Raw genomic sequence first — 23,115 nt, forward strand, 5'->3', positions numbered from 1 at the left:
GACAGGCCGGGACCTAGTTGAAGATCCGGTCTATGACGTTGTCCGGGCTGATGTCGTTGTTCGGCTGATCCCCGTCGTCCTGGCCGTCGGGTCCGTTGCTGGGCCGGTTGGGCGGCGGCGAGCCAGCGCTGATCTTCAGCGTGATCGTCGCGCCCTCGACGCTGCGGCGGTTCGGCTCGCTGTAGGCGACCGAGCCCTGGGGGCAGTTCGACGACACCTGGATGTCGTCGACCTTGACGTTGAAGCCGGCCTCTTCGAGCGTGTTCCGCGCGTCCTCGACGGAGCGGCAGGACACGTTCGGGATCGTCTTCTGGTCGCCGTACGCGGTGCTGCGGGCCGGCGCCGGGAAGTCGACCTTGGGCTTGCCCTTCATCGCGTCCGCCAGCGTCTCGTACACCGCCGGGTTGATCTTGTTGTGGTCCATGTTCTCCGGCGTCTCCGGCCAGTCCGGGTCCGCCATGATGCCGGCCACCGCCAGCGTCGTGGTGGTGACCACCAGCGAGGCGGTGCGGTTGCTGTCAGTCGTGCCGGTCTTGCCGGCCACCGGGTGGCCGACCTCGTCGCGCACGGTGCGGGCGGTCGCGCCACGGCACTGGTCGAACGCGGACTGGTCGCCGACCGGGCACCGGGCCATGTCGATCGCGCCCCGGGCCACCTCGGTGCTGACGGCCTTGTCGCAGTGCGGCGCGCCCGCGTCGATCTTGCCGCCTTCGAAGTCGAAGATCTGCTCGACCGGGGTCGGGTCGCAATGGGAGCCGTCGGCCGCCAGCGTCGCGTACGCGTTGGCCAGGTCCAGCGGCGTGGTCGCCGAGACGCCCAGGACGAACGAGCCCCAGGTGTCAGCCTGCTCCTTGTTGGCGGCGTGCTCCGCCTCCGACGGCGCCAGGAACCGGATGCCGAGCGCCTTCGCCGCCTGGATCGTGTTGTACGCGCCGGCCTGCTCCTCCAGCGGCACGAAGTACGTGTTCACCGAGGCGCCGAACGCGCTCCACATGTCGTGCTGTCCGGCCATGCTGGAGTTGTCGTTGGTCGGGCAGTACCGCGGGATGTCGCTGCAGCTACCGGGCTCGCCCTGCGGCGCGTAGTAGCCGGACCGGTAGACCTGCGGCGCGTTCATCTCGGTGGCCAGCGGCATGCCCTTCTGGAGGGCCGCCACCGCCGCGAAGATCTTGAAGGTCGAGCCGGCCTGGTAGCCCTGGACCCCGCCGCCGCCGGTGATCAACGGGTTCGTGGTGATCGGGTACGTGCCGCGTACGCCACGCTCGGCCTCGGCCGGGTTGCTGTGCGGCTTGTTCTTCGGCTTCGACCCACCGTCGATGCCGAAGGTCCGGTTGGTGGCCAGCGCCCGCACCTTCCCGGTGCCCGGCTCCACGGCGGCCACCATCAGGGCTTCCTTGTGGTTGACGCCGAGCTGGTCGGTGACGTTCTTGAAGGCGGCGTTCTGCGCGACCGGGTCGAGCGAGGTGATCACCCGGTAGCCGCCGCCACGCAGGCGCCGCTCACGGTCGTAGGTCGTGCTGCCGAACGCCTCCTGCTGGAGCCACCAGCGCTGGAAGTAGTCGCAGAAGAAGCCGTAGTTGTTGGGCTTGGTCGCGGTGCAGCCGTTGCTCGGCGTCTTGCCGACGAACTTGAGCTCCACGGCCTTGGCCGCAGTGGCCTGCGCCGTAGTGATCGCGCCGGTCTTGACCATCTGGTCGAGCACCCAGTCGCGCCGTTCCATGGTCTGCGGCCGCTGACCCTCGTCCATCGGGTCGTAGACGCTCGGCGCGCGGATGACACCGGCCAGCAGGGCCGACTCCGACAGGCTGAGCTTGTCGGGCGTCTTGCCGAAGTAGTACATGGAGGCGGCGTAGATGCCGTAGGTGCTGTGCCCGTACGGCGCCAGGTTGAGGTAGCGCTCGATGACGCCCTTCTTGCCGAGCTCCTTGTCGAGCGCGAGGGCCTGCCGGCTCTCCTTGATCTTGCGGCTGGTGCTCTTCTCGGTCGCCTCGACCACCTGCTGCGGGTCGGTCGCCGAGTACGTCGCCAACATCCGGACGAGCTGCATGGTCAGCGTCGAGCCGCCCTGCTGCGCGCCGGTCGCCTTGTTGACCACGACGGCTCGGGCCAGGCCCCGCACGTCGACCCCGTTGTGCCGGTAGAACGCCTGGTCCTCGGCGGCCACCAGGGCCTGGGCCACGGTCGGCGCGATCGCCGTGAGCGGCACGTCCTTGCGGTTCTCGTCGAAGAAGGTGGCCAGCGGAGTCTTGCCGTCACGGGCCAGCACCTGGGTCGCCTGCGGCGCCTGCTTGACGGTGAAGCTCGCCGGAAGCTCGTCGAAGGAGATCGCACCGGCCTTCGCGATCAGCCCGGATGCGGCGGCGAGGGGGAAGGCCGCGGCGGCCACGATCACACCGGATAACACACCGACCAGGGCCAGCGTGGCGATGTTGCGAAACCGGCTGTTCTCGTGGACGTGCATCGGACCCCCGGGATGTTTGGCGTGTATTGGACCAGACGCGCCAAAGACCCTCCCGGTTGCGGGTTGGGTTGCGTGAAACCCGTCACCTCTGCGACGACACGCGGCATAGCCTCCAAGGAAAAGGGGCAAATGCCGGATATGGAGCGGGGATGGATCTGGACGAGATTACGAAACTGACCCAGAACGAACGGGTCCGCCGACTCCTGCTCAGCGTGCTGAACCGGGCGGGCGACGGCATCGATCTCAACCGCCTGCTCGACCAGCTCCAGCAGGGTGGACTCCAACAGCAGGTGCAGTCCTGGATCCACACCTCCCCGGGCCGGGAGGTCACCGGCGCCCAGATCAGCGACGCGCTGGGTGCGGCCAACCTCGACGCGGCGGCCGAGGCCGCCGGGATGACGCCGGACGAGGCCGGCGACACGCTTGCCGAACTGCTGCCCCAAGTCGTCGACCGGGCCAGCCCCGGCGGCGTGCTGCCCGACGCCACCACGCTCCAGGACGCGTTTACGCACGTTTTGAAGGGGCCCGGTCTCCTGGGCGAACCCGAACCGAGAGAGGACCACGCATGATCGCCACACTGCTCTGGGCGCTCATCGGCGGCGTGATCATCGGGGTACTCGCCCGGCTGATCCTGCCCGGACGACAGAACATCTCGATGGTCGCCACCATCAGCATCGGCTTCATCGCCGCCCTGGTCGGCGGGGTGATCGCCGACTTCCTGGGCGTGGGTGAGACCCGCGGCATCGACTGGATCCGGCACGGCATCCAGATCGGCCTGGCGATCCTCTTCGTCTGGGTGTTCACCCGCCTGGCCAGCCGCGACGCGGAAAAGCGATCAGTGGAGCGCTAGCTCGTCGAACAGCACGACCGGCCCGTCCGGGTCGCGGGTGTCGAACCGGTACGAGTGGACGGCGCCCGCGGCCGAGTCGAGCACGGAGAACACGGTCACGTCGTCGTCCGCCACATAGGGCAGCGGCGTGCCGGCCGGGTCGGTCAGCGGCGCGACCGTCGGTAGCACCGGTGTCAGGCCGCCGGGGTCGCCGCGCCCGGGAAAGGCGCCGTAGGAGTTGCCGACGTTCGAGCTCTCCAGCCAGTTGACCCCGGACGCGTCGCGGAACCGGTTCCACAGGTGGTTGTGCCCGTTGAGGACCAGGTCGACCCCGGACGCGCCGAACAGCGGTGCCAGATCCCGCAGGACGACATCGTTCTCGATCGGGTACGCATAGCGGCCGTCCGCCAGCACCGGGTCCGTGTAGGCCGGCACGACGTGCGCACCCAGCCCGTGGCTGGCGTGGTGGAACACAACGACCCGGAACCGGGCCGTGCGCGCCGCCGCCGACGCGAGCTCGGCCGTCAGCCAGGAGTGCTGGGGCGAGCCGGCGTCGACCCGTTCGAACAGGAACTGCCCGCCGCGCCGGTCGTAGGTCGCCACCGCGTCCCGCCACGCCCGGGTGACGAACAGCGACACGACGAACACGTCGCCCACCGTCCGGGACCACCAGCGCGGCCCGGCCGGGCCGCGCGGCACCGGGAACAGCTCCTCGTAGGCCGCGGTGTCCCAGCCGTCCGGTGCCGGGTCGTCGAACCGCTCCTGGAGCGTGCGATGTCCCTGCGTGCGGCCCATCACCTCGTGGTTGCCGATCGCGGGGAACAGCGGGGCGTGCTGGAGCAGCGGCGCGCCCCGGTAGTGCCGCCCGGCGATCACCGTGTCGGCCCGGCCCGTCAGCCCCGCGAAGAAGCCCCGCCCGTTCGGATGGTCGAACCAGTCCGTGGCCCGCGCCGGCACGCCGACCATGTCGCCGGCGAACAGCACCCCGTCGAGCTCGACGCCGACCGTCTCGGCCACCTTCGCCAGGTTGGCCGGGGTCATCCGCCAAAGCTGGTGATCGCTGGAGAGCAGCAATCGCACCGGTTGGCCTGGCGGCACCGCGGGAGCCAGCGTGTAGGTGCCCGACTCCGCCGCCGCACCGTCTTCGAAGACCGAGACCACGCGGTACGAGGTGCGACCCGCGCCGAGACCGCGTACCTCCGACCAGTGGCGGTACACCGTCGCGCGTACCCCATCGTCGTCATGAAGGGCGACCAGCGCGGAGCTGGTCGCTTCGACGCGCCGTCCGTCGTCGAGCAGCACCGCGCCGGATGCCGGCGCGTCGGTGTGCCAGATGACGTGCACCCCGTCGGCGGAAGGGTCGAGAAGATACGGCTCGCTGTGCACCGGGCAAGTATCCCGGTGTGCTCATCCGATAACGTCACTCCATGTCCGAGACGGGTTATCCCTGGCCGATCGAGACCACCCGGCTCGCCAACGGCATGCGCGTCGTGGTCAGCGAGGACCGCAGCGCACCGGTCGTGGCGGTCAACCTCTGGTACGACGTGGGGTCGCGGCACGAGCCCGACGGGCAGACCGGCTTCGCGCACCTCTTCGAGCACCTGATGTTCGAAGGCTCGGTCAACGTGCCCAAGACCGAGCACATGCGACTCGTGCAGGGCAACGGCGGCTCGCTCAACGCGACCACCAACCCGGACCGCACCAACTACTTCGAGACGCTGCCCGCCGAGCATCTGGAGCTCGCGCTGTGGCTGGAGGCCGACCGGATGGGCGGCCTGGTGCCGGCGCTGGTCCAGGAGACCCTCGACAACCAGCGTGACGTGGTCAAGAACGAGCGGCGGCAGCGCTACGAGAACGTGCCCTACGGGGACGCCTGGCTGCGGCTGCTCCCGCTGCTCTACCCGGAGGGCCATCCCTACCACCACCCGACCATCGGGTCGATGGAGGACCTCAACGCGGCCGAGCTCGCCACGTTCCAGGCGTTCCACCGCAGCTACTACGTGCCCGACAACGCGGTGCTCACGGTGGCCGGCGACGCCGCGCCGGCCGAGGTGTTCGCGCTGGCCGCCAAGTACTTCGGCGGGCTGACCGCCGGTGGACAGCGACCGCCGGCGCCCACCGGGTCGCTGGCCGGCTGGGCCGGGCCCGTCTCCTCGGTGGTCGCGGCCGAGGTGCCGGCGCCCCGGGTCTACCTGGCACACCGCACCTACCCCTACGGCTCGACCGAGCACGACGCCGTGACGGTGCTGGCCACCGTGCTCGGCCAGGGCCGGGGGAGCCGGCTCTACCGGCTGCTCGCCGACGGCGCCCGGCTCGCCCAGCCCGACACGGTCGGCGCGTACGGTGTCGACCTCGCGTACGCGCCCGCGCCGCTGATCGCCTCCGCCACCGCCCGCCCCGGCGTCACCGCCGCGCGGCTCGGCGCGGCCCTGGCGGAGGTGGTCGACGAGCTCGTTACCGGCGAGGTTACCGAGCAGGAGCTGGCCCGCGCCCAGGCGCTGCTGGAGACCGAGTGGTGGACCGCGGTCGCCACCGTGGACGGCCGCGCGGACCTGCTCAGCCGCTACACCACCCTGTTCGGCGACCCGGCCCGGGTCGGCTCGCGGCTGCCCGGCTGGCGCGCGGTGACCACGTCCGCCCTGGCGGAGGTGGCCCGCGAAGTGCTCCGACCCGAAGACCGAGTGACGCTCGTGTACGAGCCGATGGAGGCAGTGGCATGACGCAGCTCATCGCGCAGCGCCCGGAGCCCGGGACGCCGCGCCCCTACCGCTTCCCGGCCGTGGTCCGGCGTTCGGTGGCCGGCGGATCTGTGGTCGCCGCCGACCTGCCCGGTCACAACCTGGCGGTCGCGTCGCTGCTGCTCGACGCGGGCGGCGGGCGGGAGACGATCGGTGTCGAGGGCGTCGCCGAGGTGCTGGCCAAGGCCCTCGAAGAGGGCACCGCGTCGCGTTCGGCGGCCGACTACGCCGTCGCGCTCGAGTCGCTCGGCACCGACCTGTCCCTGTCGATCGACTGGGACTCGTTCGCGGCGACCGTCCAGGTCCCGGTCGCGGCGCTGCCGGCCGCGGTCGAGCTGCTGGCCGAGGCCGTCCGCCGGCCCAAGTTGGACCCGGCCGACATCGAGCGCGTACGCGACGACGAGGCCGAGTCCCTGCGCCTCTACTGGGCCAACCCCGGCCCGCGCGCCGACGCGGTGCTGCGCAGCGACCTGTTCGGCGCCGAGGTGCGGCACGGCCGTCCGCTGTCCGGCGACCCGCGGACCGTGGGCGCGCTGTCCGTCGACGACGTGGTCGGGTTCCACCGGTCCTGGTTCATGGCACCCGGCACGCTGCTGGTGGCCGGCGACCTGTCCCGGATCGACCTGGACGCGCTGGGCCGGGCGGCCTTCGCCGGCGCCGACGAGTCCTCGCCGGTGGTCGGCGAGCCGTTCCCGGCCGGCGGCCGGACGACCCGGCGGATCGTGCTGGTCGACCGGCCCGGCTCCGTGCAGTCGACGCTGCGGCTCGGCCACACCGCGCCGCACCGTTCGCACCCGGACTACGTGCCGATGACGCTGGGCGCCATCGTGCTCGGCGGCGCGTTCACCTCGCGCCTCAACCACCTGCTGCGCGAGGTCCGCGGCTACACCTACGGCATCCGCTCGGAATACGGTTTGTCCCGCCGGTTCGGCCGGTTCGTGACCAGCGCCGGCGTGCAGACCGCGGTGACCGCGCCGGCCCTGGTCGACGCGGTCGGCGAGATCGCCCGCACCCAGTCCGAGGGGGTCACCGAGCCGGAGCTCGCCGTGGCCCGGGACTGGCGGGCCGGGCAGCTCTCGGTGGGCCTCCAGACGCCGCGGGCGTACGCCAGCGCCTTGTCGACGCTCGTGGTGCACGACCTGCCGGACGACTACCACGCCCGGCTGCGCGAGTCGCTGCTGCACGCCACCGTCGACGAGGTGTCCGCGGCGACCGCGGCGCACCTCAACGCCGAGGGCATCACCCTGGTCGTCGAGGGTGACGCGGCCGCGATCCGCTCCGAGCTCGAGGCCACAGGCCTCGGCGAGGTCGTGACGGCCGCGATCTAGCCCCGGGGCCAGCCGTAGAGGCGCTCGACGTGCAGGGTCAGCGCGATGCGGTGGTCGGTGACCATCGCATCGCGGTACTCGGCCCAGTCGGGGTGCTCGCCGGCGATGCGGCGGTAGATGTCGACCAGTTCGTCGACCGCGGCGTCGTGCGGGTCAGCGGCCACCTCGGAGAGCTCGGCCCGGCACTCGGCCACGACGAAGCGGCCGAGGTCGGGCGTGGTGACCTCGAAGCTGGCCCGCGGGTCCCGGCGCAGGTTCACCGTCTTCTGCCGGTGGTCGGTCACCGAGACGCGGATGGTGCCGGCCGCCCGGTCGTACGTGTAGTTGACGTTGGACAGGTGCGGGCGTCCGTCGCGCTTGATCGTCGCGAGAACGCCCGCGTCCCGGCTGCTGAGCAGCTCGTGGAAGCTCACGCTTCCGCCGCCACCAGTTCGGCGATCTGCACCGCGTTGAGCGCCGCGCCCTTGCGGAGGTTGTCGTTGGAGACGAAGAAGGCCAGGCCGTTGTCGGCGGTCTCGTCGGTCCGCAGCCGGCCCACGTAGGACGGGTCGCGGCCGGCCGCCTTGAGCGGGGTCGGCACCTCGTCGAGCTCGACGCCGGGCGCGCCGGCCAGCAGCTCGGCGGCCCGGGCCGGGCTCAGCGGGTTGGCGAAGCGGGCGTTGACCTGCATCGAGTGACCGGTGAAGACGGGCACCCGCACGCACGTGCCGGAGACCCGCAGGCCCGGGATCTCGAGGATCTTGCGGCTCTCGTTGCGGAGCTTCTGCTCCTCGTCGGTCTCGGCCGAACCGTCGTCGACGACCGAGCCGGCCAGCGGCAGCACGTTGAACGCGATCGGCGATCTGAACTGGTGCGGCTCGGGGAACTCGACCGCGGCGCCGTCGTGGGTCAGCTCAGTGGCCCGCTCGGCGACCTTGCGGACCTGCTCGTCGAGCTCCGCGACGCCGGACAGCCCGGCGCCGGACACGGCCTGATAGGTCGCCACCACCATGGCCACCAGACCAGCCTCGTTGTGCAACGGGCGCAGCACGGGCATCACGGCCATCGTGGTGCAGTTGGGGTTGGCGATGATGCCGCGGGGTCGGTTGGCGATCGCGTGCGGGTTGACCTCGGCGACGACCAGCGGGACCGACGGGTCCATCCGCCAGGCCGACGAGTTGTCGATCACCACGGCGCCGGCCTCGGCCACCTTCGGCGCGAGCGTCTTCGAGGCGCCCTTGCCGGCCGAGAACAGCACGATGTCGAGACCGCGGTAGTCAGCGGTGTCGGCGTCCTCGACGGTGATCTCGGTGCCCTGCCACGGCAGCGTGCGCCCCGCCGAGCGGGCGCTGGCGAACAGCCGCACCTGCGTGGCCGGGAAGGCGCGCTCCGCCAGGATGCGCCGCATCACACCGCCGACCTGGCCGGTGGCACCCACGATTCCGATCCTCATGCCCGCGAATCTACCGAGCCCAGGGCCTCAGGTTGATCGGGTTTCCCACGCTGTGGTGGCGTTCACCTGCGACCCAAGATCACCGTGGCGTCCAGGTCGTCGTCGGAGACCACGTCCGGGGCCAGCCCGGCCGAGCTCAGGGCCGCCTTGGCGGGGTCGATCTGGTCGACGCCGATCTCGCTGAGCAGGGTGCCGCCCGGGCGCAGCCAGCCCGGCGCGCCGGCGGCCACCCGGCGCAGCACGTCGAGCCCGTCGGCGCCGCCGTCCAGGGCGCGCCGCGGCTCGTAGTCGCGGGCCTCCGGCGGCAACAGGCCGACGGCGCCGCTGGGCACGTACGGGACGTTGGCCACCAGCACGTCCACCCGGCCGCGCAGGGATTCCGGCAGCGCGTCGAACAGGTCACCGGCGTAGACGTGGCCGCCGATCGGCGCCAGGTTCCGCCGGGCCACCTCGACGGCGGCGGGCTCGATGTCGGCCGCGTGCACGGACAGGCCCGGGACCCGGTCGGCCACCGCGGCGGCGATCGCGCCCGAGCCGCAGGCCAGGTCGACGAGCGCCCGTCCGTCCTGGATCGCCGTGGCGGCGAGCCGGACCAGCAGTTCGGTGCGGTGCCGGGGCACGAAGACCCCGGGGCCGATCGCGATCCGAATCCCGCAGAACTCGGCCCAGCCGACCACGTGCTCCAGCGGCACACCGCGGACCCGCTCGGCGACCATCTCGGCCAGCCGCTCCGGGTCCGGCGCGGAGCCGATCAGCAGCCGCGCCTCGTCCTCGGCGAACACACACCCCGCGGCCCGCAGCCGGGCCACGATGTCCTGCTCAGACACGGGCGGCCCGGCGGAGCACCTCGGCGAAGTCGATCGGCGGGTGCCCGGCGATCCGCTCGACGTCGTCGGTCACCCCGGCCAGGTCGCCGTGGGCGATCGCCGTGTAGGTGCTGACCCAGCCGTCGACCTGCCAGGCCGGCGCGCCGTAGTGGGCGCGCGACGCGTACGCCTCCTCGACCGTCTCCTCCTCATACGAGTACGGGCGGTTGAGTACCGCGGTCATCGTGGCCGCGGCCTCCTCCATGGTGATCGCGAACGGCCCGGTCAGCGCGTACGCCTGCCCCGCGTGCCGCCCCGGCGCGCCGAGGACCGCGACCGCCACGTCGGCGACGTCGTCCCGGGCGACCGCGGCCACCCGGCCCTCACCGGCCGGGCCGCGGATCACCCCGTCGACCGCGAGGTGCGGCAGGAAGTCGAGGTAGAGGTTGTCGCGCAGGATGGTGTGCGAGATGCCGCTCGCGTGGATGTGCTGCTCGGTGGCGTAGTGGTGGCGGCCGAGGGTGAAGGTCGAGTCCGGCGCGGCGCCCAGGAACGAGGTGTAGACCAGGTGCCGCACGCCCGCCGCGATGGCCGCGTCGATGAACGTGAGGTGGTGGGTGACCCGGTCGACGCTTTCGGCGGCGGACACCATGAACAGGGTGTCCACGCCGGACAGGGCTGCCTCGGCTGCCGCGGCGTCGCCGTAGTCGGCCACGGCGACGGTCGCGCCGGGCAGCTTCGGCGCGCGCTCGGGGGAGCGGACCACGAGCCGTTGCGGCCGGCCGGCGTCGGCGAGCAGGGCGGCCACGCGGGAGCCGAGCGCGCCGGTCGACCCGGTCACCGCGAGCACGCCGGGGCCCGGTGCCTGGCTGCGGCCGGCCTCGCGGGCCGGAGTCGTGCTCATTTGGCGGGCAGCGTGCGCGCGTACGCGACGCCCCGCTCGACCCAGTCGCGCACCGCGGCGTCGCCGGCGAGTCCGCCGGGATCGACCACGACCCAGCCGGCGGGGCGGCGGCCGCCACCCATCTCGAACGGCGTGACGTGCGGCTCCGCCAGCGCCGCCTCGCTCGCCTCCCGGCCGACCCGGACCAGCAGGCCGTCGTGGCGTACGCCACAGGCCATGTTCCCGTCGATCATGAAGATGAGACTGCCGAACATCCGGCGCTCCTCGACTCCGGGGTCGGCCCCGACCAGCTCCCGGACCTGGGTGACCAGCCCTTCATCACGCACCATGCCCCCGATGGTGCCACGGGAAGGAAGCGACTTTTGCCCGGAACGCAACCGGCCTCCGGATCGTCAGAGGGAGTATGGAACGTTCGACGTGGGCGGCCTTGGCCGCCGCTCCGCTGCTTGTGCTGGTCTCCGCTTGCGGGGCCGCTGACGCCGCATCACCGGCTCCGCCGGCCGCCGCGTCGTTGGGTGCTGACGAGGTGGCGCTGCGAGTCACCTACACCGGCGGTTTCGTGACGCCGCAGTCGATTCCGGGGCGGGTGCCAGCGGTGTCGATCTACGGCGACGGACGGGTGATCACCGAGGGTCCGGTGGCGGCGATCTACCCGGGTCCCGCGCTGCCCAACCTCCAGCAGGCCCGGATCTCCGAGGCCGATGTCGACGCGCTGGTCGAGCGCGCGGTGGCGGCGGGCGTGGGGTCGGGCACCGACCTGGGCCAGCCCGGCGTCGCGGACGCGTCCACGACCCGGTTCGTGGTGACCACGGAAAACGGCGTCAAGCAGACCGACGCGTACGCGCTGGGGATGGCCGACGTCGGCGGGCTGCTCAACCCGACGCAGACGGCGGCCCGCAAGAAGCTGGCCGACCTGCTGGCTTCGCTCCAGGACCTGCCGGCGACCCTCGGGACCGCCGCGGTGCGCGAGGAGGGCGGCTACCAGCCGAAGTCGGTCGCGGCCATCGCCACGCCATACGTGAAGCCGGAGCAGCCGCTCGAGCTCGAGCAGCCGGTGCCGGTCGACTGGCCCGGGCCGACGCTGCCCGGTGCCAAGCTCAACCCGAACCTCGAGGTGGGTTGCGTGACCGCGACCGGCGACCAGGCCCAGGCTGTGCTCGCCGCGGCCGCCAAGGCCAACGCCGCGACGCCCTGGGCCTCCGGCGGCGAGCAATGGTCGTTGCTGCTCCGCCCGGTGCTGCCCGACGAGAGCGACTGTGCCGACCTGGCCAAGCAAGGGTGACGCGTACGCCAAGATAAAGTGTCGAACATGGACTTTCTGGACGCGATCAAGGCCGCCACCCGCGAGGTGGGCCGGCAGAACCTGCCCGAGGGCCCGGCCCGTTCGGTGGTCCTGCGGCGCAGCCTTCCGGTGCCGGCCGACGACGTCTGGGACGCCCTGACGAACCCGGACCGCCTCGCCCGCTGGTTCCTGCCGATCACCGGCGACCTGCGGGCGGGCGGCCAGTTCCAGATGGAAGGCAACGCCGGCGGCCGGATCCTGCGCTGCGAGCGGCCGACCGAGCTGGTGATCACCTGGATCTTCGGCGCCGACATCGCCACGACCACCGGCAGCGAGGTGCACGTGACCCTGTCGCCGGAGCCGGACGGCGGCACGGAGTTGTTGCTGCGCCACGTCGCGGTGGTCGACCCAGCGCTCTGGGAGCAGTACGGCCCGGGCGCCACCGGCGTCGGCTGGGATCTCGCGTTCCTCGGCCTCGGCCTGCACCTGTCCGGCGGCGGCCTCGACGACGCCGAGGGCTGGGAGGAGTCGCCCGAGGCACAGGCCTTCATGGTGGCCAGCGCCGAGAGCTGGGGCGCGGCTCAGCTCTCCGACGGCGCGGCACCGGAGGCCGTGACGGCCGCGGTCGCCAACACCATCGCCTTCTACGCCGCGGAGGAATAGCGCCCCTAAGCGGCCACCACTCCGAACGGTGCGCGGTCGTCGCGGACGTCGGACCAGACGCCGCTGGCGTCGATGCGGCGTTGCGCCTCGCCGAGGTCGATGTCGTAGATGTCGCACAGCGCGCGGGCGGAGGGAAGCATTTGCAGCCCGCCGTCGCGTAGCTGGCGCAGCACCACCGTTTCGGTGGCACCGGCCCGCGCTTCGGTGGATGCGTGCTGGACCAGGTCGGCATAGCCGGTAGGGAGCGGCATGACCGCAGTATCCCCCGATAGGGTGGCGCGCGGTGTACCGGCGGCCGTCCGGATCGATCTCATGGATTTGATCCTTCGGGTGGTGTAACTGGACTGGTACGGCCGGTAAGGTGTCGGCGTTGACATGAGAGGCGTCGCGGGGGCGCAGCGCACGGGAGGTCGGGAAGTGCCGGTCACTGGCCAGCGGGTGGTGCGGCGTGCGCTTGGGCGACGTCTGACCAAACTGCGCGTCGCCAACGGCAAGTCGCGCCGCGAGGTAGCCGAGGCGAAACTCGGCATCTCGGAGCCGACGTTGCATCGCATCGAGACCGGCAAGGTCCCGGTCACCGGCGCCAACGTGCGGGCGTTGTGCTGGCTCTACGGCGCCGACCAGAGCGTCACCGACGCGCTCGCCGAGCTCGCCCTCGGCACGTCGCGCGAGGAGTGGTGGGACGGCAGCCCGGTCATCCCCGACTGGTTCAAGCTCTACGTCGGCCTGGAGGCCAGCGCCTCGAAGATCTGCACCTACGACGGCGAGATCATCCCGGGCGAGTTGCAGACGGAGCAGTACGCGCTGGCCGTCTTCGGCGCCGAGCAGCCGCGTGACGACGAGGCCGTGCACCGCCAGGTGAAGCTGCGGATGCAGCGGCAGCGCGCGCTGCTGGCCCGGGCGCCCCAGCTCGTCACCGTGTTGGGCGAGGGAGCGTTGACCCGCCCGGTCGGCGGCAAGACGGTGCTCGACGGCCAGATCGAGCACCTGCGGCGCACCGCCAAGCGCGACAACGTCGAGATCCGGGTGCTGCCGTTCACGGTCGGCGCGCACGCGGCGATGGCCGGCGCGTTCCGCATCCTCGACTTCGACGACCCGGACGACCCGGACGTCGTCTACCTCGAGTCCCACGTCGGCGCCCTCTATCTGGAGGAAGAGCACGAGGTCGCGGAGTACCGCCGGGTCTTCGACCTGGTCTCCCGCGCGTCGGTGCCGCTCGAGAACTTCTGATCACTCCCGGGGTGACCTTGGCCCGCGCCCTCGTGCATAGTGGACGCGTCGGCTTGTCGACCTTGAACCCTGGGGAGGGATTCGTGGCCGGTGTTGCGAATGATGGCAATTCCAAACCCGCGACGGCGGCTCGGATCTACGACTTCCACCTAGGCGGAACACACAACTTCACGGCCGACCGCGAAGCGGCCATGCAGATCACCAAGATGTTCCCGTTCGTTCCGCTGCTCGCCCGCAACAACCGGGCCTTCCTGCGGCGCGCGGTGCGACACCTGGCGAGCCAGGGCATCACGCAGTTCCTCGACGTCGGCTCCGGCATCCCGACCGAGGGCAACGTGCACGAGATCGCCCAGGAGATCATCCCCGAGGCGCGGGTCGTCTACGTCGACATCGACCCGGTGGCCGTGTCGGAGAGTCTCGACCTGCTCGCCGGCAACGACAACGCGACGGCGATCCGGGCGGACCTGCGCGACCCGCAGTCCATCCTGGACAATCCGCAGGTCCGCAAGATCATTGACTTCGACCAGCCGGTCGGGCTGTTGATGGTGGCCGTGCTGCACTTCGTCGCCGACGACGAGGTGGCCAGCCAGTCCGTCCGCGAGCTGCTGGCGCCGCTGCCGCAGGGCAGCTACCTGGTCATCTCGCACGGGTCCGCAGAAGGTATGCAGCGCGACCTGAGCGACCTCGACACCGCCCAGGCGGTCTACAAGCGCGACACGGCGACGCCGTTCGTGCTGCGGTCCAAGGCCCAGGTGTCGACGTACTTCGAGGGGCTCGAGCTGGTCGAGCCCGGCGTCGTGTGGCTGCCCGAGTGGCACCCCGCGCCCGGCGACCCGCAGGACTTCATCGACCGCCCCACCGAGAGCGGCGGCGTGTGCGCCGTGGGCATCCTGCGCTGATCCGACGTCACGTGCGCCGGGCCGGTCTGACCGGCCCGGCGCTCTGTTGTTTCCGGCTTAGGGCCTGTCCTAGTCCGTCAGCAGTTGGTCGAACTCGCCGCGCCTGGCTCCGAAGAGGAACGAGTCCCACTCCTCGGTCGTGAACCGCACCAGGCCACCAGACCGGTTCTTGCTGTTGCGCACCTCGATCCAGCCCTCGTGGCGGCGCGCCTCGACGCAGCTGCCACCGTTGCCCGTGGATCGGCTGGACATGATCCATCCCGTGCTGTCCGGCATGGGGTTAGTCCCTTCTGGTCATTTGACGTGGAAACTGGCGCCCGCCACGGTTTCCGGCGAACCGGACATCCGCTCGGTCCAAACCCAGAAGTTGCTCTCGGTAGTCGAAGATCGGCACCGCGTGCCCCTTTCGCCTTTCCCTCGCCGCACTTGCTCCTGGTAGAGACCGATATTTGGCTTACGGCTCGCGCTTTGCCTCTTTCACCATGAAACCGTGGCGTACAAAGCGTAACTGAAAGCCGCTGCGATGGATGTCCTCAGGATGTTAAAGATCGCCGTGAAATCTTGCACGCTGATGAGTCGGCTGCGATGCTCATGTGCACCAACCCTTCGCGCCCCCCAGCACCGACATCGCGACGGAGATGATCCACATGGCTGCGCCGCTGCTCGATCCCAACCTCCGCATGGAAGCCCCCACCGTTCCCAGCGATGGTTTTCAGCCCGGCTCGTGGGTCTGGGTGCACACATTGGGCAGTTGGCGACCCGGGATCGTGCTGCACTCGTCGCCGCACGCGGCGACCGTGCGTTACCGGCCGGCGCAGGGGCGGGGCACCAGCGTCGACACCGTGACGAGCCACTCGCTGGCCGCGCGCAAGGACGAGGACCCGTTCCTCGACAACGCGCCGCTGTCCGCACTGCGCTGACCACGCCTTCGTCCACATTGGAATAGATGCGCTGGGCCGCGTTCCGGTTGCATCATCCGAGGAAAAATCATTGTCCGTCCTGCTCATGGGTGTCATCGGCTCCACCGCGTACGGCCTGGCGGGTCCCGCCTCCGACGTCGACCGGCTGGGCGTCTTCGCGGTGCCGACAGTCGAGCTGCACGGCCTGGAACGGCCGCCCGAGAGCACGGTGACCTATGAGCCCGACGTGACGCTGCACGAGGCCGCCAAGTTCTGCCGACTGGCGCTGGCCGGCAACCCCACCGTCACCGAACTGCTGTGGCTCCCCGAACGGCTCTACGAGACGCGTACGCCGCTGGGTGTCGAACTGATCGCACTGCGCGGCGGTTTCCTGTCCGCCCGCCGGGTGCGTGACGCCTACCTCGGCTACGCGACCAAACAGTTCAGGCTCCTGGCCAACCGCGACGGCGGGTACGACCCGCGGGTCGCCAAGCACGCGCGGCACCTGATGCGGCTCTGCCACCAGGGCCTGCGCGCCTATCGGACCGGCGAGATCAAGGTCGAGCTCGACGACCCGCAGGCGTTCCGGGACTTCGGCGAGCGGGTCGCGGCGGGCGACCTCGGCGCCGCCCGCGCGATGCTGGCCGAGCACGAGGCCGGCTTCGCCGCCGCGACCACGCCGCTGCCCGACGCGCCGGACGTGGCGCCGGTCGAGGCCTGGCTCCGTCGCGTGCGGCTCGCGTTCCTCTGAGTCAGTCCTCGCCCGGTGTGACCAGGCCGGTCTCGTAGGCCAGCACCACCGCCTGCGCGCGGTCGCGCAACGCCAGCTTCGCGAAGATCCGCGCGACGTGCGTCTTCACCGTCGCCTCGCTCAGGGTCAGCGCGTGGGCCAGCTCGGTGTTGGACAGGCCCCGGCCGAGCAGGGCCAGCACCTCGCGCTCGCGCGGCGTCAGCGCCGACAGGTCCTGATGCACCCGCGGCTGCCCGCCCTGCCGGTCCTCGACCGCGAACCGCTGCACCAGCCGTCGGGTGATCGACGGCGCGAGCAGGGCATCGCCCGTGTCGACCAGGCGCACCGCGGCGGCCAGGTGGTCGGCGGTGACGTCCTTGAGCAGGAAGCCGCTCGCGCCGATCGACAGGGCGGCGTAGACGTACCGGTCGAGGTCGAACGTGGTCAGCATCAGCACCCGGCATCCCGCACCGTCGTCCAGGATGCGCCGGGCCGCGTCGAGCCCGTTCATCGTCGGCATGCGGATGTCCATCAGCACGACGTCCGGCCGCAGCCGCCGCGTTTCCGTCACCGCCTCGGCGCCGTCGCCGGCCTCACCGACCACGTCGATGCCGCGCGCGGTCAGGATCAGCCGGAAGCCGGTCCGGATCAGCTCCTGGTCGTCGGCGATCACCACCCGGGGCGCGGTCACGGGCCGTCCACCGGGATGCGGGCCCGGACCCGGTAGCCGCCGCCCAGCCGCCGTCGCGCGTCGAGGTCCCCGCCGTACACCGCGACCCGTTGTTTGAGTCCCAGCAGCCCGCGCCCGGCACCGTTCGCGTCGGCCGGCACGGGCCGGTCACCGGTGAGCACGCTCGGGCCGCTGGTCAGCACCTCGACGCGGAGTGAACGCTCGGCGTACCGGACCGTCACCTCGGCCTTGCCGGCCGTGCCGTGCCTGAGCGCGTTGGTCAGCGCCTCCTGCACGATCCGGTACGCGGTGACGTCGACACCGGATGGCAGCGGCCGCGGCTCGCCGGCGATCCGCACCTCGACCGGCAGGCCGGCGAACGCGATCCGGTCGACCAGCGGGCTGAGCCGGCTCAGGCTGGGTTGCGGGGCATCTTCCTCCCCACCGTCCGCGGCCGGTGCCAGCAGCCCGAGCAGGTGCCGTAGCTCGGTCATCGTGGTGCGGCCGGCTGTTTCGACCGCGGCCAGCGCCGCGGCGGCGTCGTCGGGCAGCGTCGTGAGCACCTCGCGGGCGGCGGTCGCCTGCACGATCATCAGGCTCACGTTGTGGCTGACGATGTCGTGCAGCTCCCGCGCGATCCGCGCCCGTTCCTCCTCGACCGCGGACCGGCCCGCGCTCTCCCGCTCGCGTTCGAGCAGCCAGCCGCGTTCCTCCAGGGCCTGCCGGTGCCGGCGGCGGGCACGCAGCCACGCCACACCCAGGCCCGCCGCGATCCCGCCCGCGAGCGCCGCAACAAGCCAACCCACGAGGTCCACCATGGCAGACGGCGGGCCCGGTGGCGTCATCCGTGAGGTCCAGCCGGCTACATCCCGGGGATGACCGCGTCGCCGGGTTGCATCTCCCGGCCGACGTGCCGCCGCCCGCACGCTGGCTACCTTGCTGCCATGACCACTGTCGTGCGGTTGGAGAACGTCCGCAAAGAGTACGGAGACACGACCGCCTTGGACGGGGTGTCGCTGGAGATCCAGGCCGGCGAGGCGGTGGCGGTGATGGGTCCCTCGGGTTGCGGCAAGTCCACCATGCTCAACATGATCGCCGGGCTGGACCGCCCGACCTCCGGCTCCGTCCGGGTGCACGACGAGGAGCTCGGCCGGCTCAACGAGACGAAGCTGGCCCTGTTCCGCCGGCACCGGATCGGCATGATCTTCCAGTTCTTCAACCTGCTCGACGACCTGCCGGCGCTCGACAACGTCGCGCTGGCCGCCCAGCTCACCGGCAGCCGCGTCGGCGCGGCCCGGCAGCGGGCCCTGGAACTGCTCGACGAGCTCGGCATCGCCGACCGGCGCAACGTCTACCCGGCGGCCCTCAGCGGCGGCGAACGGCAGCGGGTCGCGGTGGCCCGGGCCCTGATGAACCGACCCGCGCTGCTGCTCGCTGACGAGCCGACCGGCGCGCTGGACAGCCGCGCCGGCGAGCAGGTGATGGACCTGTTGCTGGACCTCAACCAGATCGGGCAGACGCTGCTGATCGTCACCCACGACGAACGGCTCGCCACCCGCTGCGCGAGCCGCGTCGTCGAGCTCACCGACGGCCGCGTCACCCACGAGCGCACCCTGGAACGCGCATGAATGCGGTCTGGCGCGCCGCCCGCGCGGCGGTGCGGCGGCGCAGGATGCAGACGTTCGTCATCGGTCTCGTGGTGCTGCTGTCCACCACCACCATCGTGGTCGCGCTGGCGTTGCTGTCGGCCACGTCGGCGCCGTTCGACCGGGCCTTCGCCCGGCAGGCCGGACCGCACGCCGTCGCGCTGTTCGACCCCACCGTCCCGGCCGATCAACTCACCGGGCAGCGAACCGGCGTGGCCGCCGCGGCGGGACCGTTCGGCGTGGTCACGCTCGAGCTCCGGGACAGCGCCGAGTTCGGTCCTCCGGGGCCGCTCACCGTCGTCGGCCGTGCTGACCCGGGCGGCCCGGTGGACAAGCTCGACCTGTGGCAGGGGCGCTGGCCGTCCGCACCGGGCGAGATCGTGCTCAACGAGCCGGTGCAGGACCCGGACGACCTTCGGCCCCGGCCGACCGCGCTGACCCTGGACGACCAACGCTTCACGATCGTCGGCCTGGCGCACAGCCTCGCCGGCTCCGCCGACGCCTGGGTGACGCCCGCGCAGGTCGCGGAGCTGCGGCCCACCGCGACGCAGATGCTCTACCGGTTCAGCGGCGACGTGTCGACCAAGGCGGCGGTCGAGGCCGACCTGGCCGCCGTCACCGCGGGGCTGCCGTTGACCGCTTCGCAGACCTACCTCGTGGTCAAGGAGGAGATCTCCGCTGACGTCGGCGTGTACGTGCCCTTCCTCGCGACGTTCGGCGTACTCGGACTGGTCGTCGGCGTCGTGATCGTCGGCAACGTGGTCAGCGGCGCGGTCGTCTCCGGGTACCGGCACATCGGCATTCTCAAGGCGCTCGGCTTCACGCCGTCCCAGGTGGTCGCCGTCTACCTCGTCATGGTGTCGGTGCCGGCCGCCGTCGGCTGCGTCCTCGGCACCGTCGCCGGCGCGCTGGCCGCCCAACCGCTGCTGTCGGAGGGCTTCCAGGGTCTCGGACTCGACGTCGGCATCGGCGTCGGCCCGTGGATCTGGCTCGCCGGGCTGGTCGGGGTGCCGGCGACGGTCCTGCTCGCCGCGTTCGTGCCGGCGGTCCGGGCCCACCGCCTGTCGGCCGCCGAGGCGATCAGCGCCGGCAGCGCGCCCCGGCAGGGCCGCGGCACCCGGATCCAGCACCGTCTCGCCAGCACCCGGTTGCCGCGCTCGGTGTCGCTGGGACTCGGCCTGCCGTTCGCCCGGCCGGGCCGCACCGCGTTCACCGTCGCGGCGGTCCTGCTCGGCGTGACCACGGTGACGTTCGCGACGGGGCTCGCCGACACCCTGGTGCGGATCTCCACCATCGAGGACACGGCGGCCGGGCAGATCGGCGTACAACCGTCGAACGGTCGTTTCCGGATCGCGCCCGACAACGGACCACCACCCGCCGGGCCGCCGGCCACCACCACCCGCACCAACGAGCAGGTCGAGGAGCTGCTTCGTGGCCTTCCGCAGGCCGCCCGGGTGACGGCCATCCACCGCCTGCCCATGTCGGCGGCCGGGCAGACCGAGCCGCTGCCCGTGAACTTCGTGCGCGGCGACTACTCCGCGATGGGCTACGCGGCAGAGCTCACGGACGGACGCTGGATGACCGGACCGTCGGAGACCGTCGTGCCGACGGAGGTCATGCGCGGCCGGGGACTGGCGATCGGGGACCAGGTCACGCTGCGGCTCGGCGGCGGGCAGGCGGTGCTGACCATCGTCGGCGAGACGATGGACGGTCCGTTCGGGCCGCCGGCCCTCTTCGTGGACTGGAACGTGCTCACCACCATGGAGCCGGAGCGGGTGGTCCCGCCGTGGGACGTCTTCTACCAGGTCCAACTCGTGCCGGGCGGCGACATCGCCGGCTACGTCGCCGCGGTGGGCGCCGCCGACCCGGCGATCGACGTCTGGAACACCATGCAGGTCAGCGACTTCCTGGTGACCGTCGTCAGCTTCTCGTCGGTGCTGTCGCTGCTGCTGTCCACCGTGGCGGCGCTCGGGGTCTTCAACACGGTCGTGCTCAACGTCCGCGAGCGGCGCCGCGACCTCGGCATGCTCAAGTCGATCGGGATGACACCACGCCAGGTGGTCACGATGGTGCTGACGTCCATGGCCCTGGTCGGCGTCGTCGGTGGGGTGCTGGGGATCCCGCTCGGCGTGCTGGCGCACCGCTTCGTCGTGCCGTTGGCCGCGGACTCCGCCCGGGTGTCCCTTCCGCAGGCCGTCATGGAAGTTTGGCACGCGCCGACGTTGCTGCTGCTGGCCCTGGCCGGAGTGGTGATCGCCCTGCTCGGAGCGCTGATTCCGGCTCGCGGTGCGGCCCGACTCACGATCGCCTCCGTACTGCACAACGAATGATCCTCGTTATTTCTGTTGCCTTCGAAGGATCACGCGCTCTACCTTTGATACAGACAACGACGAACAAGGAGAACCCCGAGATGTTGAGGCAGCGAGTTACGCGACCGCAGTGGCTTACGCCGCGCGGCATCGCGGGCATGCCCAACGCCGGGCTATCCGATTACCGCAAGCCCAGTGAGCACTCGACCTACGCGGGTCGGTGGCTGACGTAGCGCTATTCACAAAGCGCTGACGCCGCCCACCCGCAAGGGATCGGGCGGCGTTTTCTTTATCCGTAGGGGCGTGGCGCAACTGGTAGCGCACCGGCCTCCAAATCCGGTTGTTGCAGGTTCGAGTCCTGTCGCCCCTGCTTTCCTACCGTACCCATGGGCACGGTTGGGTTTGTGATTTGAAAATTCCACAGTGGATGGCATTTTTGGGCCGTTGGAGCAGATGGATAGCTCGTCGCGTTCTCAGCGCGAAGATCAGGGGTTCGAGTCCCCTACGGCCTGCGTGGTATTCGCACGCGGATGTAGCGCAGTTGGTAGCGCGGCACCTTGCCAAGGTGCAGGTCGCCGGTTCGATCCCGGTCATCCGCTCGTTTTCTAGTCAGGAAAGGAGGATCCGGTGGACGTGCTGGTCATCAACGCCGACCTCGGCCCGCTCCACCGGGTCAGTCTCAGGCACGCCGTGCGGATGCTGGTCCGCCAGGTCGCCGAGGTCCACGAGTCGCGGCCCGACGGCCTGATCGGCGTCTACCCGGTGCCGACCGTCGTGCGACTCGTGCGGTACGTGGTCACTCGTTGGCGCTATGCGGCGGTGCCGGGCTGGTCCCGGGCCGGCGTCCTGGTCCGCGACGGCCGCGCCTGCGGCTACTGCGGCGGGCACGCGAGCACCGTCGACCACGTCCTGCCCCGCTCACGCGGCGGCCGGAACACCTGGTCCAACACCATCGCAGCCTGCGAAGGCTGCAACCAGCGCAAGGGCGACCGCACTCCGGCCGAAGCCGGGATGACGTTGCGGTCCGAGCCGACGACCCCGTCGTGGGCGTCGCTCACCCGGCGCTGACCGCGGCCGGCGGAGCTCCCGACCGCCGGCCGCACCAATGGGAGCTGATGTAACCCGGCAGCATGGTTGCCTCTGAAGCAGCTCGTGGAGGTTCGAATCCTCCGCTCCCAGCTTTGCCCTCGTAGCCCAACGGCAGAGGCGACGGTCTGAGGGGCCGTAGGTTGCGCGTTCGAATCGCGCCGAGGGCACGTTTCTTCTCCTTGCCGCCGTAGCTCAGTTGGTAGCAGCGCCGCTCTCGTAAAGCGGAGGTCCTCGGTTCGAACCCGAGCGGTGGCTCTGTGGTTTTGGGGTGAGTGCAGGTGCACAGCGTTGCCTTGCAAGCTACGCGTGCGCGGTTCGATACCGCGTCACTCCACGTGGCCGTTGGCCGGGCCGCTCTGATCGGCGGCCCGGCCTCCGGAGACGGGGGTGCGGTTACGGCACGATGCCTTGTGTGACGGGTCCGCAGTGCGTCGGAAGGCTGCCCGACACCGACCCGTTGCGCAGGCAGGCCCGCATGTAGAAGCGGGTGTTGCGGTTGAGGGGATAGTCGCGCGTCACGCAACTGCCACTGCCACCCGAGGCCTCGATGTTGACGCCTTGTCCGCTGGATCCGTACCAGAACTCGACCCGCGCCCGCAGTCCGTCCGCCGAGCCGAGATCACACACGGTGAGCTCGTTGTAGTAACCCCCGGCGCCCGTGTAGTACGCCGAGGCGTAGCCGCCCTTGGAGCTCGTCGCTGACGTCGCGTTGTACGCCCAGTCGGCGAAGGCCGCGCCGGGCGCGACCACGAGGCCACCGACCGCCAACGCCAGCGCCAGCACCGTGCGGCCGGTCCACCGTACGACCGAACTGTTTCGGTTCATGCTCGACCACCCCCTGAAGTGACGACCCGAGTGGTCGTCATCGACGATCGTCGAGCAGCGGACCCAATCGCGTCCACAGTGTACGAACGCTCTCGAACGTCTTCGTACACTCTCGAACGCTCGTGCACGTCAATGCCCGCGTAGCCCAATTGGCAGAGGCGCCTGGTTCAGGGCCAGGAGGTTAGGGGTTCGAATCCCTTCGCGGGTACGGGTAACACGCCCTCGTAGCTCATCTGGAGAGAGCGCCGGTCTACGAAGCCGGAGGCGGCAGGTTCGAGTCCTGCCGAGGGCACACAACGGGCTGTGGCGCAGCTTGGTAGCGCGCTGCTTTCGGGAAGCAGAGGTCGTCGGTTCAAATCCGGCCAGCCCGACCAA

25 protein-coding genes and 9 tRNA genes are annotated in these 23,115 nt (G+C 71.1%); 22 read left to right on the forward strand and 12 right to left on the reverse strand.

Going from position 1 to position 23,115, the window contains the following annotated elements:
* Nucleotides 1-13: 13 nt before the first annotated feature.
* Nucleotides 14-2,461 (reverse strand): penicillin-binding protein, encoded by a 2,448-nt coding sequence (locus BLV39_RS08820; protein ID WP_090789167.1) that lies wholly within the window; start codon nt 2,459-2,461, stop codon nt 14-16.
* Between the two features lie 149 nt (nt 2,462-2,610).
* On the opposite strand from BLV39_RS08820, the gene BLV39_RS42880 reads away from it, so the two are divergent.
* The gene (locus tag BLV39_RS42880; RefSeq protein WP_176984820.1) at nt 2,611-3,030 is read left to right on the forward strand and encodes a YidB family protein; all 420 of its coding nucleotides are present in this window, start codon (nt 2,611-2,613) and stop codon (nt 3,028-3,030) included.
* The gene (locus tag BLV39_RS08830) at nt 3,027-3,311 is read left to right on the forward strand and encodes a GlsB/YeaQ/YmgE family stress response membrane protein (RefSeq protein WP_090789170.1); all 285 of its coding nucleotides are present in this window, start codon (nt 3,027-3,029) and stop codon (nt 3,309-3,311) included. The genes BLV39_RS42880 and BLV39_RS08830 overlap by 4 nt, the downstream gene beginning before the upstream one ends.
* Here BLV39_RS08830 and BLV39_RS08835 read toward each other — a convergent pair.
* Nucleotides 3,297-4,676 (reverse strand): metallophosphoesterase family protein, encoded by a 1,380-nt coding sequence (locus BLV39_RS08835; protein WP_090789172.1) that lies wholly within the window; start codon nt 4,674-4,676, stop codon nt 3,297-3,299. The genes BLV39_RS08830 and BLV39_RS08835 overlap by 15 nt on opposite strands.
* 41 nt (nt 4,677-4,717) lie before the next feature.
* On the opposite strand from BLV39_RS08835, the gene BLV39_RS08840 reads away from it, so the two are divergent.
* Both BLV39_RS08840 and BLV39_RS08845 read left to right on the forward strand, forming a co-directional pair.
* Complete coding sequence (locus tag BLV39_RS08840; protein WP_090789174.1) at nt 4,718-6,010, forward strand: M16 family metallopeptidase; 1,293 nt, start codon at nt 4,718-4,720, stop codon at nt 6,008-6,010.
* Nucleotides 6,007-7,356, forward strand: a complete 1,350-nt coding sequence (locus tag BLV39_RS08845; protein WP_090789176.1) for a M16 family metallopeptidase — start codon at nt 6,007-6,009, stop codon at nt 7,354-7,356. Before BLV39_RS08840 ends, BLV39_RS08845 begins: the two co-directional genes overlap by 4 nt.
* Here the strand turns inward: BLV39_RS08845 and BLV39_RS08850 are convergent.
* The 5 genes from BLV39_RS08850 to BLV39_RS08870 all read right to left on the reverse strand — a co-directional run bounded on the left by BLV39_RS08850 (nt 7,353) and on the right by BLV39_RS08870 (nt 10,827).
* Complete coding sequence (locus tag BLV39_RS08850; protein WP_090789178.1) at nt 7,353-7,769, reverse strand: PPOX class F420-dependent oxidoreductase; 417 nt, start codon at nt 7,767-7,769, stop codon at nt 7,353-7,355. The genes BLV39_RS08845 and BLV39_RS08850 overlap by 4 nt on opposite strands.
* Nucleotides 7,766-8,788, reverse strand: coding sequence for an aspartate-semialdehyde dehydrogenase (locus BLV39_RS08855; RefSeq protein WP_090789180.1), 1,023 nt, complete (start codon nt 8,786-8,788; stop codon nt 7,766-7,768). The genes BLV39_RS08850 and BLV39_RS08855 overlap by 4 nt, the downstream gene beginning before the upstream one ends.
* A 62-nt stretch (nt 8,789-8,850) precedes the next feature.
* Entirely contained in the window at nt 8,851-9,615 is a 765-nt protein-coding gene (locus BLV39_RS08860) for a putative protein N(5)-glutamine methyltransferase (RefSeq protein WP_090789182.1), read from the reverse strand.
* Complete coding sequence (locus BLV39_RS08865; protein ID WP_090789184.1) at nt 9,608-10,498, reverse strand: NAD(P)H-binding protein; 891 nt, start codon at nt 10,496-10,498, stop codon at nt 9,608-9,610. Before BLV39_RS08865 ends, BLV39_RS08860 begins: the two co-directional genes overlap by 8 nt.
* The gene (locus BLV39_RS08870; protein WP_090789186.1) at nt 10,495-10,827 is read right to left on the reverse strand and encodes a TfoX/Sxy family protein; all 333 of its coding nucleotides are present in this window, start codon (nt 10,825-10,827) and stop codon (nt 10,495-10,497) included. Before BLV39_RS08870 ends, BLV39_RS08865 begins: the two co-directional genes overlap by 4 nt.
* Before the next feature lie 74 nt (nt 10,828-10,901).
* Between BLV39_RS08870 and BLV39_RS08875 the strand changes: the two genes are divergently transcribed.
* Nucleotides 10,902-11,780, forward strand: a complete 879-nt coding sequence (locus BLV39_RS08875) for a hypothetical protein (RefSeq protein WP_090789189.1) — start codon at nt 10,902-10,904, stop codon at nt 11,778-11,780.
* Nucleotides 11,781-11,807: 27 nt separating this feature from the next.
* Nucleotides 11,808-12,443: an SRPBCC domain-containing protein gene (locus tag BLV39_RS08880; protein ID WP_090789191.1), complete on the forward strand. Its 636-nt coding sequence runs from the start codon at nt 11,808-11,810 to the stop codon at nt 12,441-12,443.
* Nucleotides 12,444-12,448: 5 nt separating this feature from the next.
* Here the strand turns inward: BLV39_RS08880 and BLV39_RS08885 are convergent, their stop codons facing one another.
* Nucleotides 12,449-12,694, reverse strand: a complete 246-nt coding sequence (locus BLV39_RS08885) for a hypothetical protein (RefSeq protein ID WP_090789193.1) — start codon at nt 12,692-12,694, stop codon at nt 12,449-12,451.
* 166 nt (nt 12,695-12,860) lie between these two features.
* Between BLV39_RS08885 and BLV39_RS08890 the strand changes: the two genes are divergently transcribed.
* Both BLV39_RS08890 and BLV39_RS08895 read left to right on the forward strand, forming a co-directional pair.
* Nucleotides 12,861-13,673, forward strand: a complete 813-nt coding sequence (locus BLV39_RS08890) for a helix-turn-helix domain-containing protein (protein ID WP_176984821.1) — start codon at nt 12,861-12,863, stop codon at nt 13,671-13,673.
* Nucleotides 13,674-13,756: 83 nt separating this feature from the next.
* Nucleotides 13,757-14,572, forward strand: a complete 816-nt coding sequence (locus BLV39_RS08895; RefSeq protein WP_090789197.1) for an SAM-dependent methyltransferase — start codon at nt 13,757-13,759, stop codon at nt 14,570-14,572.
* A gap of 69 nt (nt 14,573-14,641) precedes the next feature.
* Here BLV39_RS08895 and BLV39_RS08900 read toward each other — a convergent pair whose 3' ends face one another.
* Nucleotides 14,642-14,824: a DUF397 domain-containing protein gene (locus BLV39_RS08900; protein WP_239084000.1), complete on the reverse strand. Its 183-nt coding sequence runs from the start codon at nt 14,822-14,824 to the stop codon at nt 14,642-14,644.
* A gap of 395 nt (nt 14,825-15,219) precedes the next feature.
* On the opposite strand from BLV39_RS08900, the gene BLV39_RS08905 reads away from it, so the two are divergent.
* Nucleotides 15,220-15,492, forward strand: a complete 273-nt coding sequence (locus BLV39_RS08905; RefSeq protein WP_143049690.1) for a hypothetical protein — start codon at nt 15,220-15,222, stop codon at nt 15,490-15,492.
* A 31-nt stretch (nt 15,493-15,523) separates the two neighbouring features.
* On the forward strand, nt 15,524-16,222 hold the full coding sequence (locus BLV39_RS08910) for a nucleotidyltransferase domain-containing protein (protein WP_425304691.1): 699 nt from the start codon (nt 15,524-15,526) through the stop codon (nt 16,220-16,222).
* 1 nt (nt 16,223) lies between these two features.
* Here the strand turns inward: BLV39_RS08910 and BLV39_RS08915 are convergent, their stop codons facing one another.
* Together BLV39_RS08915 and BLV39_RS08920 are read right to left on the reverse strand one after the other, a co-directional pair.
* Nucleotides 16,224-16,892, reverse strand: a complete 669-nt coding sequence (locus BLV39_RS08915; RefSeq protein WP_090789206.1) for a response regulator — start codon at nt 16,890-16,892, stop codon at nt 16,224-16,226.
* The gene (locus BLV39_RS08920; RefSeq protein ID WP_090789208.1) at nt 16,889-17,689 is read right to left on the reverse strand and encodes a sensor histidine kinase; all 801 of its coding nucleotides are present in this window, start codon (nt 17,687-17,689) and stop codon (nt 16,889-16,891) included. Before BLV39_RS08920 ends, BLV39_RS08915 begins: the two co-directional genes overlap by 4 nt.
* A 126-nt stretch (nt 17,690-17,815) precedes the next feature.
* Between BLV39_RS08920 and BLV39_RS08925 the strand changes: the two genes are divergently transcribed.
* From BLV39_RS08925 to BLV39_RS08965, 9 genes are all read left to right on the forward strand, one after another.
* Nucleotides 17,816-18,499 (forward strand): ABC transporter ATP-binding protein, encoded by a 684-nt coding sequence (locus tag BLV39_RS08925; protein ID WP_090789210.1) that lies wholly within the window; start codon nt 17,816-17,818, stop codon nt 18,497-18,499.
* The gene (locus BLV39_RS08930; RefSeq protein ID WP_090789211.1) at nt 18,496-20,847 is read left to right on the forward strand and encodes an ABC transporter permease; all 2,352 of its coding nucleotides are present in this window, start codon (nt 18,496-18,498) and stop codon (nt 20,845-20,847) included. Before BLV39_RS08925 ends, BLV39_RS08930 begins: the two co-directional genes overlap by 4 nt.
* A gap of 276 nt (nt 20,848-21,123) precedes the next feature.
* Nucleotides 21,124-21,196, forward strand: a tRNA-Trp gene (locus BLV39_RS08935).
* Between the two features lie 68 nt (nt 21,197-21,264).
* Nucleotides 21,265-21,338 (forward strand) — tRNA-Glu (locus BLV39_RS08940).
* A gap of 14 nt (nt 21,339-21,352) precedes the next feature.
* Nucleotides 21,353-21,425: transfer RNA gene (locus BLV39_RS08945), tRNA-Gly, on the forward strand.
* Nucleotides 21,426-21,453: 28 nt separating this feature from the next.
* On the forward strand, nt 21,454-21,894 hold the full coding sequence (locus BLV39_RS08950) for an HNH endonuclease (protein ID WP_090789213.1): 441 nt from the start codon (nt 21,454-21,456) through the stop codon (nt 21,892-21,894).
* A gap of 38 nt (nt 21,895-21,932) precedes the next feature.
* Nucleotides 21,933-22,005 (forward strand) — tRNA-Gln (locus BLV39_RS08955).
* 4 nt (nt 22,006-22,009) lie between these two features.
* Nucleotides 22,010-22,082, forward strand: a tRNA-Leu gene (locus tag BLV39_RS08960).
* Between the two features lie 14 nt (nt 22,083-22,096).
* Nucleotides 22,097-22,170, forward strand: a tRNA-Thr gene (locus tag BLV39_RS08965).
* 138 nt (nt 22,171-22,308) lie between these two features.
* Here the strand turns inward: BLV39_RS08965 and BLV39_RS08970 are convergent.
* Nucleotides 22,309-22,740, reverse strand: coding sequence for a hypothetical protein (locus BLV39_RS08970; RefSeq protein WP_090789214.1), 432 nt, complete (start codon nt 22,738-22,740; stop codon nt 22,309-22,311).
* Between the two features lie 134 nt (nt 22,741-22,874).
* On the opposite strand from BLV39_RS08970, the gene BLV39_RS08975 reads away from it, so the two are divergent.
* The 3 genes from BLV39_RS08975 to BLV39_RS08985 all read left to right on the forward strand — a co-directional run bounded on the left by BLV39_RS08975 (nt 22,875) and on the right by BLV39_RS08985 (nt 23,114).
* Nucleotides 22,875-22,948 (forward strand) — tRNA-Leu (locus BLV39_RS08975).
* Nucleotides 22,949-22,958: 10 nt separating this feature from the next.
* Nucleotides 22,959-23,032 (forward strand) — tRNA-Arg (locus BLV39_RS08980).
* Between the two features lie 5 nt (nt 23,033-23,037).
* A tRNA-Pro gene (locus BLV39_RS08985) sits at nt 23,038-23,114 on the forward strand.
* Nucleotide 23,115 lies beyond the last annotated feature (1 nt).

It is taken from the genome of Asanoa ishikariensis (assembly GCF_900107455.1).
Taxonomy (GTDB): domain Bacteria; phylum Actinomycetota; class Actinomycetes; order Mycobacteriales; family Micromonosporaceae; genus Asanoa; species Asanoa ishikariensis.